At 61.8% G+C, this 13493-nt stretch carries 8 protein-coding genes; 2 read left to right on the forward strand and 6 right to left on the reverse strand.

The window, feature by feature from the left end; all coding sequences use genetic code 11:
• Positions 1-10 precede the first annotated feature (10 nt).
• Positions 11-1264 carry a serine hydroxymethyltransferase gene (gene glyA, locus EPZ47_RS27490; protein WP_047228145.1) on the reverse strand — a complete coding sequence of 418 codons (1254 nt, stop codon included), beginning with the start codon at positions 1262-1264 and terminating at the stop codon, positions 11-13.
• Between the two features lie 275 nt (positions 1265-1539).
• The gene (locus EPZ47_RS27500; RefSeq protein WP_135847528.1) at positions 1540-2244 is read right to left on the reverse strand and encodes a TraX family protein; all 705 of its coding nucleotides are present in this window, start codon (positions 2242-2244) and stop codon (positions 1540-1542) included.
• 275 nt (positions 2245-2519) lie between these two features.
• Between EPZ47_RS27500 and EPZ47_RS27505 the strand changes: the two genes are divergently transcribed.
• The gene (locus EPZ47_RS27505) at positions 2520-3560 is read left to right on the forward strand and encodes a threonine aldolase family protein (protein ID WP_135847529.1); all 1041 of its coding nucleotides are present in this window, start codon (positions 2520-2522) and stop codon (positions 3558-3560) included.
• A gap of 84 nt (positions 3561-3644) precedes the next feature.
• Here EPZ47_RS27505 and gbcB read toward each other — a convergent pair whose 3' ends face one another.
• Positions 3645-4745: a glycine-betaine demethylase subunit GbcB gene (gene gbcB / locus EPZ47_RS27510; RefSeq protein ID WP_135847530.1), complete on the reverse strand. Its 1101-nt coding sequence runs from the start codon at positions 4743-4745 to the stop codon at positions 3645-3647.
• A 284-nt stretch (positions 4746-5029) separates the two neighbouring features.
• Here gbcB and gbcA point away from each other — a divergent pair, with 284 nt between their 5' ends.
• Positions 5030-6322, forward strand: a complete 1293-nt coding sequence (gene gbcA / locus EPZ47_RS27520) for a glycine-betaine demethylase subunit GbcA (RefSeq protein ID WP_135847531.1) — start codon at positions 5030-5032, stop codon at positions 6320-6322.
• 114 nt (positions 6323-6436) lie between these two features.
• Here the strand turns inward: gbcA and EPZ47_RS27525 are convergent, their stop codons facing one another.
• The 3 genes from EPZ47_RS27525 to EPZ47_RS27535 form a co-directional block, all read right to left on the reverse strand.
• Entirely contained in the window at positions 6437-7681 is a 1245-nt protein-coding gene (locus EPZ47_RS27525) for a metallophosphoesterase family protein (RefSeq protein WP_135847532.1), read from the reverse strand.
• Positions 7682-7708: 27 nt separating this feature from the next.
• Positions 7709-9577 carry a c-type cytochrome gene (locus EPZ47_RS27530; protein ID WP_135847533.1) on the reverse strand — a complete coding sequence of 623 codons (1869 nt, stop codon included), beginning with the start codon at positions 9575-9577 and terminating at the stop codon, positions 7709-7711.
• A gap of 164 nt (positions 9578-9741) precedes the next feature.
• Positions 9742-13194 (reverse strand): GMC oxidoreductase, encoded by a 3453-nt coding sequence (locus tag EPZ47_RS27535; RefSeq protein ID WP_135847534.1) that lies wholly within the window; start codon positions 13192-13194, stop codon positions 9742-9744.
• Between the last annotated feature and the right edge of the window lie 299 nt (positions 13195-13493).

The raw sequence follows: 13493 nt of genomic DNA on the forward strand, positions 1-13493 counted from the left end.
CAAAACCGACTCAGCGATAAACCGGGAAGTCCGCGCACAGGGCCGCCACTTGCTGGGCGACATTGGCCTCGACATCGGCATCGCCGAGGTTGTCGAGGATGTCGCAGATCCAGCCGGCCAGCGTGACGCACTGGGTAACCTTGAAGCCGCGAGTGGTTACCGCCGGGGTGCCGATGCGCAGGCCCGAGGTCACGAACGGCGACTGCGGGTCGTTCGGCACGGCGTTCTTGTTGACGGTGATGTGGGCGCGGCCCAGGGCAGCATCGGCGTCCTTGCCGGTCAGGCCCTGACGGATCAGGCTGACCAGGAACAGGTGGTTATCGGTGCCGCCGGACACTACATCGTAGCCGCGCTTGATGAACACGCCAGCCATGGCCTGGGCGTTATCGATCACTTGCTGCTGATAAGCCTTGAAACCAGGCTCCGCCGCTTCCTTGAAGCACACCGCCTTGCCGGCGATCACATGCATCAGCGGACCGCCCTGGGCGCCAGGGAATACAGCGGCGTTGAGTTTTTTCTCGATCTCTTCGTTGGCCTTGGCCAGGATCAGGCCGCCACGTGGACCGCGCAGGGTCTTGTGGGTGGTGGTGGTGACCACGTCGGCGTACGGCAGTGGGTTCGGGTACAGACCGGCAGCGACCAGGCCAGCCACGTGGGCCATGTCGACGAACAGCAGCGCACCAACTTTGTCGGCGATCTGACGGAAGCGTGGGAAATCGAGGGTCTTGGAATAGGCAGAGAAGCCGGCCACGATCATTTTCGGCTTGTGCTCCACCGCCAGGCGCTCGACTTCGTCGTAGTCGATCAGGCCGGTGGTGGTGTCGATGCCGTATTGCACCGCGTTGTAGAGCTTGCCCGAGGACGACACCTTGGCGCCGTGGGTCAAGTGACCGCCGTGGGCCAGGCTCATGCCCAGGATGGTGTCGCCGGCCTGCAGCAAAGCCAGGTACACGGCGCTGTTGGCCGAAGACCCGGAGTGCGGCTGGACGTTGGCGTAATCGGCACCGAACAGTTGCTTGGCGCGTTCGATGGCCAGGGCCTCGACTTTGTCGACGTGCTCGCAGCCACCGTAGTAGCGCTTGCCTGGATAGCCTTCGGCGTACTTGTTGGTCAGGCCGCTGCCCTGGGCCTGCATCACGCGCTTGCTGGTGTAGTTCTCTGACGCGATCAGCTCGATGTGATCTTCCTGGCGTTGCTCTTCGGCGTTCATCGCCGCCAGCAGTGCATCGTCGTAACCCTGGATCTGGTCTTGCTTGCTGAACATCGCGTCTCTCCCAGCGGCGGCGGTGCGCCTTTCGTCTCGGTGAGGCACTGACCACCGTTCGGTCGTGCCCTTTGGATGCGATGGTATGGCTGGCGCAGGCAGGTCAAATGCCTATGGACGCCACGCAAAGGTGCGTTTACGACATGTGCTCAAAGAGTCGGGGAGCAAGGCCTGTGGGATAGCCCTGCGGGAGCAAAGCTTGCTCGCGATCCAGGCACCTCGGTTCATGGGAGAGCGCGTCGCCTTCATCGCGGGCAAGCCTTGCTCCCACAGGGCTATGCGGCGATTTGGCGAACCGCGAGCAAGATCAGAAAGTGCGCGGGATACAGCGCATACGCCCAACGCCGCATCGCAGGTGGATGAATGCGACCCGCCTGGCGCAAAAGCACCAGCCCAAGCCATGGCGCAAACAGACACGCCAGTAAGCCGCCGATCGCCACCGTATCCCCCAGCCACGCCGCGCCATACAGCACCCGCCATTGATTGGCCGCCAGGCACACCACCCCCGGTAACAATGCGAAATACCAGGGCCGGCGAAACACCAGCAGCATCGCCAACGGCAGCAGCACACCAAAGAAACCGAACATCAGCCGCGACGAAAACAGCGCCGCCAGCAGCAACGCCCCCACCGCCAGGCACCGCGCCTCCAATGTCGGCGTCTGCCAACTGCGCGCCACCAGCAACCCCAGGGCCAGGGTCGGCAACACATTCAAAGTGGCGGGCTCGGGGAAGAAGAATCGGTAGGGAATTTCGCTCACGGCGCTGAACAACAGCAACCAGCCCAAGTAACGCCACGAGCTCGCGCTGGCCCCGGTGCGCGCCAGGTTCGCCGCCATCGCCAGGCAGAACCAGGGGAACGCCAGGCGCCCCGGTACGTACAACCAGTCGACGGAGAAACCGACATATCGCAGATGATCGAGCACCATCGCCAGCAATGCCGACCATTTGAGCAAGTCCAAGGCCCCATCGCGCCGACTCATGTGTACAGCGACCTGATGACTTTATGATTTTCTGACAGAAACATCCGGTGTGTTCCCCCGCTAATCTTGGGTAAAGTGCGCACCAACATCGACCACGGCGATGCGCCCCCCAAGCGCGCCGAACCATGATCGACCACGGCGATGAGCACCCAAGCGCGCCGAACCATGATCGACCACGGCGCTGTGGACCCAAACACGCCGAAACCAGGGAACTCCCCATCCGGGAATTCCGCCAGGGATCTTTACCCAGGACTCTCTACCTCAGGAGCAAGGCCATGACCGACAAGAGTCAACAGTTTGCCAGCGACAACTATTCCGGCATTTGCCCCGAAGCCTGGGCGGCCATGGAAGAAGCCAACCAGGGCCACCAGCGCGCCTACGGCGATGATGAGTGGACCCACCGCGCGGCGGATGATTTCCGGGCCTTGTTCGAAACCGACTGCGAAGTGTTCTTTGCCTTCAACGGCACGGCGGCCAACTCCCTGGCGCTGTCCTCGCTGTGCCAGAGTTACCACAGCGTGATCTGTTCGGAAACCGCCCACGTCGAAACCGACGAATGCGGCGCGCCGGAGTTCTTCTCCAACGGCTCCAAGCTGCTGCTGGCACGCACTGAAAACGGCAAGCTGACCCCCGAGGCGATCCGCGAGATCGCCCTCAAGCGCCAAGACATCCATTACCCCAAGCCACGGGTCGTGACCCTGACCCAGGCGACGGAAGTCGGCAGTGTCTACACCCCGGATGAAATCCGCGCCATCAGCGTCACCTGCAAGGAACTGGGGCTGAACCTGCACATGGACGGCGCGCGGTTCTCCAACGCCTGCGCCTTCCTCGGCTGCTCACCGGCGGACCTGACCTGGAAGGTCGGTGTGGACGTGTTGTGCTTCGGCGGTACGAAAAACGGCATGGCGGTGGGTGAGGCGATCCTGTTCTTCAATCACGACCTGGCCGTGGACTTCGACTACCGCTGCAAGCAGGCCGGACAACTGGCGTCGAAAATGCGCTTCCTCTCCGCCCCCTGGGTCGGCCTGTTGCAAAACGACGCCTGGCTCAAGCACGCCCGCCACGCCAACCACTGTGCCCAATTGCTGACGCACCTGGTGAGCGACATTCCCGGCGTGGAGCTGATGTTCCCGGTCCAGGCCAACGGCGTGTTCCTGCAACTCTCGGAACCGGCCATCGCCGCCCTCACCGCGCGGGGCTGGCGTTTCTACACCTTCATCGGCAAGGGCGGCGCGCGGTTCATGTGTTCGTGGGATACGGAAGAGGCGCGGGTAAGGGAATTGGCGGCGGATATTCGGGAAGTGATGGCGGGCTAGGAGGACAGACTCAAAGCCTGTCCAGCCCATCTGTGGCGAGGGAGCTTGCTCCCTCGCCACAGGGGATGGCGCGAGACCGGAAGATCAAAACTCGATCCGCACATCCCCTTTCGGCACGCTGCAGCACGACAGGATGTAGCCCTCGGCCTCGTCGTCTTCGGTGATCCCGCCGTTGTGGTCCATCTCCACTTCCCCGCCCAGCTTCAACACCTTGCAGGTGCCGCAGATGCCCATGCCGCAAGCCTTGGGAATCATCATGCCGAGCTTGGCGGCGGCGGCGTGTACGGTTTCTCCCGGGCCCACGCGAATGCTTTTGCCAGAGGAGGTGAATTCCACCAGGTGCAGGTCCGCCGCATCGACCTCGGGGGCGTCGGCGGCCTGTTCGGCCTGCTCCACAGCGTCGGCCCGGGCTTCCGGCGGTGTGGCGCCGAAAGATTCCTCGTGATAGCGCTTCATGTCGAAGCCATTGGTTTCCAGCAGGCGCTTGACCGCGTTCATGTACGGCGTCGGGCCGCAGCAGAACACTTCGCGCTCCAGGAAGTCCGGCGCCATCAGTTCCAGCATCTTGTGGTTCAGGTAACCGCGATAACCGGCCCAAGGCTCGCCCAGGCCATGTTTTTCGCAGATCAGGTGCAGGCTGAAGTTGTCGATCCGCGACGCCATGTGCTCCAGCTCACGGTGGTAAATGATGTCCTTGGGCGAACGGGCGCTGTGGATAAATACCATGTCGACATTGGCGTTGGTGTCGTAGTACCAGCGCGCCATGGACATCACCGGCGTAATGCCGACGCCGCCGCTGAGGTAGAGCACCTTGGGGCTGGAGAAGTCGATGGCGTTGAACAACCCCACCGGCCCGTGCACCGCCAGCTCCTGGCCTTCGTGCAGGGTATCGTGCAGCCAATTGGAAACCTTGCCCCCCGGCACACGCTTGATAGTCACCGAGAAACTGTAGGGCACCGACGGCGAACTGGAGATCGTGTACGAGCGCATGACCGGCTGGCCTTCGATTTCCAGCTCCAGGGTGACAAACTGCCCCGGCTTGAAAAAGAACATGATCGGCTGGTCGGCCATGAAGCAGAAGGTGCGCACATCCCAGGTTTCCTGGATGACTTTGACGCAACGTACGATATGTCGGCCATTGGCCCAGGTCTGGGTGGTGACCGGGTTCAGGAAGTTATTGGACATGCTGATCTCCACGGCCGACTGTCGGCCTTCATGATGGCGATTGTGCGCAGGCGCCTGGGTGACCATTTACCTATCTGCGACATTCACATACTTATCGCGACCAGCCCCCAACTACCGGGGCTTGCGCGTCGGGAACAGATTGGGCCATGTCGCCCATGGATAAGGTTCGGCCCCTGCGCGGCCCCACACTCGCCTCAACAGATAAACAAAGTTTTCTGCCTTGCGTAGCACAACCGATTAGTCATTTTCACCGGCTCCGCTTAGAGGGCCACGAGGATAAAACGATGGACACCACTACCCTGAGCCTGGGCGATCCGCTGGAACCCGCACGCAAGGCCACCGCGCAGATGCTGCAGGAACGCGAGCGCACCTTTTCGCTGCCGCAGCCGTTCTACTCCGATGAGCGCCTGTTTGATATCGATATGCAGGAAATCTTCCAGAAAGAGTGGTTGATCGCCGGCATGACCTGCGAAATCCCGGCCAAGGGCAACTACCTGACCCTGCAAGTCGGCAAGAACCCGATCATCGTGATTCGCGGCGCCGACGGCGTGGTCCACGCGTTCCATAACGTCTGCCGTCACCGTGGCTCGCGGCTGTGCACCAGTGAAAAGGGCAAAGTCGCCAAGCTGGTCTGCCACTACCACCAGTGGACCTACGAGCTGGACGGTCGTCTGCTGTTCGCCGGCACCGAGATGGGCGCCGACTTCGACATGAAACAGTACGGCCTCAAGCCTGTGAACGTGAAGACCGCCGGTGGCTACATCTTCATCAGCCTGGCGGAAAACCCGCCGGCCATCGATGACTTCCTGTCGACCCTGGCCCATTACATGGAACCCTACGACATGGAAAACACCAAGGTGGCGGTGCAAACCACCTTGATGGAAAAGGCCAACTGGAAGCTGGTACTGGAAAACAACCGCGAGTGCTACCACTGCGGCGGTTCGCACCCGGAATTGCTCAAGACCCTGCTGGAATGGGACGACGTCACCGACCCGCGCGCCGACCAGGCGTTCAAGGACCATGTGGCCGCCTCCGCCGCCGCCTGGGAAGCCGAGAAGATCCCTTACGCCCACGCCAGTTTCGGCCTGCGTAACCGTATCGTGCGCATGCCGCTGCTCAAGGGCACCGTGTCGATGACCATGGACGGCAAGCAAGGCTGCGCCAAGCTGATGGGCCGCATCAAGAACCCGGACCTGGGCTCGATGCGCATCCTGCACCTGCCGCACTCGTGGAACCACTGCATGGGCGACCACATCATTGTGTTCACCGTGTGGCCGATCAGCGCCCAGGAAACCATGGTCACCACCAAGTGGCTGGTGCACAAGGACGCAGTCGAAGGGGTGGACTACGACGTCGAGCGCATGCGCCAGGTCTGGGACGCCACCAACGACCAGGACCGTCGCCTGGCCGAAGAAAACCAGCGCGGTATCAACTCCACCGCCTACCAGCCTGGCCCGTACTCCAAGACCTATGAGTTCGGCGTGGTGAACTTCGTCGACTGGTACAGCGAGCGCATGCTCAACAACCTGGGGGCGGAACCTGCGCCGTACCTCAAGGGCGTTCCAGTCCAGGGCTAAAATCAAAAGCTTCGCGAGCAAGCCCGCTCCCACAGTTGACCGCGTTTCTTCAGAAAGAATGCGGTCGAATGTGAGAGCGGGCTTGCTCGCGAAGACGGTCTCCCATTCACCCGATTACTGTGAAGACCACCGCACCGATCCATCCTCCCCATAAAACGTCTCGACAATCTCCTCCCCCTTCAGCTGCACCTTCACATACCCGTTCAACACCCGCTCCGGATACGCCTCGTCCCCCGCCAACTGGGTCTCCGACCATAACACCCGGGCATGCCCGTTCAGCTCACTGGTAGTGCCATAGGGAATCGCCCCATGTCCGGCGCAGCGCGCGTGCAATCCGCCTTGCGGCGCATAGCAGATGCCGTTGTGCAAATGCCCCCAATACCAGTAATCCGGCTCACGCCCCAGGGCGTCGCACACCGGTTGGTAAAGTGCGGTCTTGTTGTGCCCGGAAATGTCGAAGCCCTGGTGATGACTGAGCACCATCAGCTTCTTGCGCTTGGGCAGGGTTTTCATCCAGTCGATCTGTTGCGCGTTGAGGGTGCCGTCCATGTACAGATTCATGGCGTCCGAGGCATAGGCACTGTCCAGGCCGACCACCAGCCAGTCATCGTTGTACAAGGCAAAGTAACTGGTGCCTTGCTGCACCGGAAACCGCTTGGCCAATTCCTTGAAGTAGCCATGGGCGCCGCTGTACATCTCGTGGTTGGAGTTGAGGGTGAACGAGCCATGCTTGCCCTGGGGCCAGCCGACCATGTCGACGTCTTCCTGGGAATGGGTCCCGGCGTAATACACATCGCCCAGATGGATGGTGAAGTCGGCCTCGGCCAACTGCATCTGATTGGCCACCGCCACCGCCGGCGCGTGGCTATCGAAAGGCCCGGTACCCCAGTCGCCGGCGATGGCCAGCACCACGTCGTTGTCCATTTTCACCAGCGCCGGCTGGGTGGCGAACGGCGCGTGGTGACGCAGGTTCTCGATCCACTTGAGCAGCGCCTCGCTCCACAACAGGTCCAGCAGTTCCCATTTGCGGCAACCGAGCAAAGTACCGTCCTTGAGCACCCGGGTCGGCAGTTCGTCCTCGCTTTGCGGCAAGGGCGTGGCGTTGCCGATCTTCAGGATCGACAGGCCGTGGGCCAGTTCCCACGGCACGGTCGGTTCATCGTCCGGCAAATCGCCGTGATCGATGACGTGTCGCGCCTGGTCGTGGCCCCGCTGCAGCAGCTTGACGATGGCCTGGAATTCCTCGGGCTCCAAGTCGTTGACCAGTTTTTTCCAGGACATCTCCAGCCGCGTGACCAACCCGTGCAGGCGGACCTTGACCTTGTCGAACTCATGTTCCCAATGGTGCAGTAATGACATGTGAACGCTCCTTCGCAATGCCCTGGGCTACAGGGTTTTCATGAATTCGATCAGGGCCCGTTTGTCGACGTCCGACAGCTGGGTGCCATACAGGTGGCCGCCGTTGTGGTTGCCTTCCAGGCGGGTGTCGTATTTGAAATCCGCCGACGCCTTCATCTGCGCGCCGCTGGTGATGAAGCCCACCTTTTCCTGGTCGTAGATGTCGGAACCGGTGTAGAACACTTGCGGACGCAACTGCGGCGGTTGCAGCAGATCCCACAGGGTCGGCACTGAACCGTTGTGCAGGTACGGCGCACGCAGCCAGACGCCGTCGGTGGGCGTATTGCTGTAGCTCTGGGTCTTGCGGTAGGCGCCGAAGTCGAACGGCGGTTTCTTGAAGCCGTGGAACGCCGCCACCAGCCCGACGGTGAAAGAGTTCAGGCGATGGGGATCGGTGCCCAACTGGTCGATGTTGGTGGTGACCTGGCCGGTGTCGCTGCGGCCAAAGTCGTGGCAACCGGCACAGTTTTTATCCCAGATCGGTTTGCCCTGGGCGACTTTCGCCTGGTCCAGGGCGAACGGCCAGGCCGGCGCCTTGTGGCCCAGCAGCCAATTGGTCACGCGGTTGAAACTCGGCGGCAGCACCGATTGTGGCGTCGCGCCCACGGCCATGGCGGCTGCGTAATTGCGCTCGTGGATCTTGTTGTTATTGCCGTCCCAATGCAGATACATCGACTCACGAGGTTTCTGGTTCCAGACCTGCGGCAGATCCACGGTGCCGATGGTGGAGTCATCCGGGAAGCCGAAGACCACCATTTTGGTCGGGTTGAAGGTGTCGGTCCGCCCCGGGCCCTGGGCCGGGCGCAGTTTTTGCCAGGCGTAGGCCTGCTTCTGCTTGAGCAGGGCGCTCTTGGCCATCGGAATGATCAGGTAACGGTTGTAGAGCTTTTCGAAAAAGCCCAGTTGGAACTTGCTGTTGATCGCCGCCATCACCGCATCTGGAGTGAATTTCGGGTCGCTGGCGCAATCGTAGGCGAACCACTGGAAGGCTTGCAGCTGCAGGGTATTGGCCGGCGCGGTGGCGACCGGAATCGCTACGTCGCTGGCATTGGCCCGGTAGGAGCCGGTGTGGCACAGGGCGCAGTTGGGCTCCACGGTGGGGTAGCCGAGCTGCCGCTTGGCCATGCCAATGGGCAAGTCGTTGCCATTCTCATAGAGGAACCCGAACACTTCGTAGCCGCCTGGCTTGGGCAGTTTTTCCGGGCACATCTGCGGCAGCACGGCGAACAGGTAATAAGGAATCCGCGCCTCGATGCCCAGGCCGATGGCGGCGTACTTGTAATGGTCTTCGTCGGAGGCGAAGTCCGGTTGCGGCACCTCTCGGATCATCTGGTACCAGGTCTGGTAGCCGATGAAACCCAGCACCAGCAGCACCACCAGCGTGCCGACCTTGAAACTGTGGCTCTGCCAGCGCTGTGCCCAGCCGGCGCGCCACTCCCGCCAACCGGCGCAGAGCAAGGCCAGCGGACGATTGGCCACCGGGCAGCCCAGGTACAACAGCACACCCAGGATCAGGAACATGCTCAAGTCGCCCATCAACATCGGCACGAACAATTGGCCCTGATTGTTGGTGTTGATCAAGTAGATCCAGAACACCACCGCCACCAGCCGCGACAGCACGCACAGCCACGAATGCACCACGAAACGCGGCGCGTTGAAGCCCGAGGGCATGTAGAACAGGCTGATCCCCACCAGCAACATGCCAGTGTTTTCCAGCCACGGATCGGACAGCACGGGTGGCAGGCCGAGCATGGACGTCAGCAATGCCGGCGCGAACAGCGCCGGGATTGCGAAGAACATGTTCATGACAATCCCGATCCAGATGACGCGTTGGAACCAGCGGATGTAAGTATTCATGGGCATCCTTTTTCCTTATTCCTGACTCACGAGATATGGTGCTCTGGTGATTGCCATCGCGAGCAAGCTCGCTCCCACACTGGATGTGTGGCGTGCCAAATTCAGCGGCACATACCCCCCTGTGGGAGCGAGCTTGCTCGCGATGCAGTCGACTCGGTCTTGAGTCAACCGAGCGCCGTCTTCTCCAGGTGTTCAAGGATGAGCGGATACACATCCACCACCGCATCCTTGCCGAAGATGCAGTCGATGTGGCCGTAGCCCGCCACTTCGTGACGGCTGAACAGCTGCGGGCCGTGCATATCGCACAGTCGCTCGTAGGTCTTGAGGGTGCTTTGTGGCAGGTAGCACTGGTTGTCGGCGCCGCTGATGAAGCAGATCGGCAACTTCAACCGATCGAAATGCGGCATGTAGACGTCGTTGCCCTTGAAGTCCACCAGGTGCCCCTTGCGCACGATCAGCGCCAGGTGCTCGAAGGTGTGCATGTTCGACTCGCCGAACAACTCATGCAGGTTGTCGTGCAGGGTTTCGTTGAGGGTGTCGTGACGGTACAGCGAGGCATACATGAACGTGATGCGGTGGCAGACCGGGTTGGTGCAATAGCCCTGGGCCTCGATCCGGGCGTAACCATTGAGGGCCTTGTCGTAGAGTTTGTTGAACCAGTTTTCCTTGGTGTCGGCGTACGCCGTGAGGGATTTGATGCCGATGGCGTCGAGCATTCCCGGCAAGTGCAGGCCGGCTTTCAAACCGGTCGCCGTGGCGACCACCGTATCGGCGGCAATCTGCGAGCAGACCACCGAGCGCACCCCTTGCAACCCCGCCAGCATCGACATGAAGAAAGTCGTCGCGCCGTAGCAATGCACCACGCACTGCACGTCACGGGCCAGGGTCGCCTGCTGGATCTGCTCGATGGCTGCCTTGAAGTCGTACTGGGCCACTTGGTCGCCGTTCCATTCATGCTTGCTGGCCGGCAGCAGGATGCTCACCCGCAGGTCCAGCAGCCAGACGTCGTACTCGTGTTTGCACAGGTACTCCAGCAAGTTGGTCTGGATGGTGTCGGTGGAGAAAATATTCGAGCCCACGCCCAGGCCGTGAACCAGCATCACCGGGCCCTTGGTGCCTGCCTGGTAGCGGGTCAGGCGCAGCTCGACATTGTCTTCGGTCTGGAAGAAATGCACAGTCGGCGCCGGTGCATCCAGTGGCCGTTTCAAGCGGGGCGGCGCGTCCGGATTGAAGTACACGTCACCGGCGAACACCCCACCGTAACTCTCCCACAAGATCCCGGCGAAGAACTTGCCGAAGCGCGCCAGCGCCTCTACCCGCTCACGCTCGTTGCGTGCGTTGAGCACTTTCATGGTGGTCATCTGCTTGGCGAAGTCGGCCGGCAGAATGTGCATAACCCCCGAACCGATCACCGCGCCAGTCTTGTCCGGCCCGCGATACAGCGTGACATACAGCGTGCTGGTGTCGGGCCAGATGTTCAGTACGCCGTCGTCCTCGGGCACGGTCTTGAAGGCGCTGAAGTAGTAATCGCTGCCGTCTTCGGCGGTCAGCTTCATGTCGTAGTTCATGTGCCGCACACCGACCTGTTCCTGGTATTGCTCGAACAGATTGAACACGCCATTGCTGGCGACCAGCGGCTTGGGCGAAAGCAGTGGCGCATCCAGCGTGCCCACCAGGGTCGCGGCGTGTTCCGGCTCCTTGATCAGGCGATTGAGGTCGGCGGCGGTAATGGTCAGGGTGAACTCGATCGGCGAGTTGTCGGCCTTGCCGCGCTTGGCCGCCGCTTCATAGACCTTGAGGTCGGTGCCCTGTGGCTGGGTGAAGGCGGTGGAAAAGTAACCCTTCATGGTTTCGGTGAACTGCACGCCGAGCGTCGGCGCCGCCACCGGTTTGCGCGGGGCCGAGGGCAGCGTGTAGTCGATGATCCAGCCCCGATCCGCCGCCAGCAGGCCCATGTTGCGCTCGCTCACCGCTGAGATGGTCAGCAACGGGTTAACAGCCAGGGATGTCGGAATCACCGCACCGTCGGTCACGTACAGGCCGGGGTAAACGTCCGTGCCGCTGGCGCCACTGAACACCTGGCCCTTGTGGTTGACCACGCCTTGCGTCGCGTCTTCACCCATCACGCAACCGCCCAATGGATGGACCGAAACGATGCTGTGCTTGAGCAGCTTGGTCCAGATCGGGTTCTCGACCCAGATCCCGCCCAGCGCTTTGGTGCTCTGGTGCAGGCGTTCATTGCCGAGGGTGACGTTCTCCTGCTCGCCGACTCCGGGCCAGTCGATGCGCAACTGGTCCTTGTCGTCGAGCAGCATGCGCCCCTTGGCGTCGTCGTGGCTCATGATCAGGTAGGTCTGCATGTTATGCAGCGCGCCGTAATAAGGGCCGCGCAGGAAGCTCTCGGCCTCCCGGCCTTTGTATTTGAGGCTGGCCCCGAAACCGGTGTCGGTGGGCACGCCGATCATCCCGGCAAACGCCGCCATGCTCGGCACCATGGGCCGCCCGAGGGCGCCGGGGATCGAGCCTTCCTCGATGACCATGCGGCTGCGCCAGTCGCCCTCGGTGCGCATGTCGATGATCGACGTGATGCAGGGCCCCACAGGCTCCAGTTCCTTGGCCGAATGAGCGCCAAAGCCGATGCCGTTGATGACCTGGTCACAGTTGTGGCCGAAGCCGAGGATGTCGCCGTTGCCGCTCATGTGCTCGCCCAGTTGACTGGACATCGCCAGGCCTTTGTCCCGGGAGCGCAACATGATCTCGGTGGAGCCCAGCGTACCGGCGGACACCACCACGATGTCGGCCCGCACAAACAGGGTCGGCGCCGAGAACATTTCGCGGCCGCTGTCCAGGTATTGGAAATGCACGATCCAGCCATTGCCATCTCGCTCCAGATGCCGCACCTCGGCCTGGCAGAAAATTTCCGCGCCGTGGTTCCAGGCGTCCGGCAAGTAATTCATCAGCGTGGTGTTCTTGGCCTTGTTGTTACAGCCGGAGACACAGTCACCACAGCCATTGCACGGCAATTGCTCGACACCGACGTGGTTGAGGTTGTTGGGCAGCTTGTCGAAGGTCACGTTGATCGGCGGCTTGTAGAAATGCGCGCCTTGCTTGAGGTAGTCGGCGGACTTCTTGTTGGCGTCGAGCTTGGGCAGCTTCGGCGACGAATCCGGGTACGGGTTGGGCTTGAGCATCTCCCGGGCCCGCGCATAACCATCCTTGAGCAACGTGTCACGGTGATCACGCACCGCCTGCGGCCAGCGCGGGTCCTCGAACACGCCGGGCTCCGGTTCCAGCGAGACGTTGGCATTGATCAGCGAAGTGCCGCCCAGGCCGCAACCGACCACCACGTTCTGCTGGGCGTTGACGTGCAGGTCGAACAACCCGGTACGCGAACCGATGTGCCCCTCCGGGTCATGCACCTGCAATTGCTCGGTGGCCGCGAGCATGGTGTTGGGGTATTCACCGGGCTGGATCTCCCGGCCGCGCTCCAACAGACAGACCTTGCGCCCGGCCCGGGACAGGCGCGAAGCGGCAATGCCGCCGCCGTAGCCGGAACCGATGACGATAACGTCGTAATGTTCCTGGATATCGCTGATGGGGGTCGAGATCCGAGTCATGTTCAAGTCCTCTCAGGCAGATAGGGCAACTCTGCGGTTGCCTGCAAATCGACAGGCGCACGAACGCCTGGCCACTGTCCCGTATGGGTTCAAGCGGCAGTCAACGGTGTAACGGGGAAACGCGAGGGCTCAGTCAGGCGCTATAGACGCGCACGCTGATAGGTGGCGTGACGCCGAATGCGCCTGGGCAACGCAGTGGCAGGCGTCGGGACGCACATCACAAGGGAGATCGGGTACGAGCGAAGAGGCGGGCTATCCATCATGCGTTCTCCCTGAACCTGACATGGATAAAGTCGCGG

The sequence above is a fragment of the Pseudomonas viciae genome (assembly GCF_004786035.1).
Taxonomy (GTDB): Bacteria; Pseudomonadota; Gammaproteobacteria; order Pseudomonadales; family Pseudomonadaceae; genus Aquipseudomonas; species Aquipseudomonas viciae.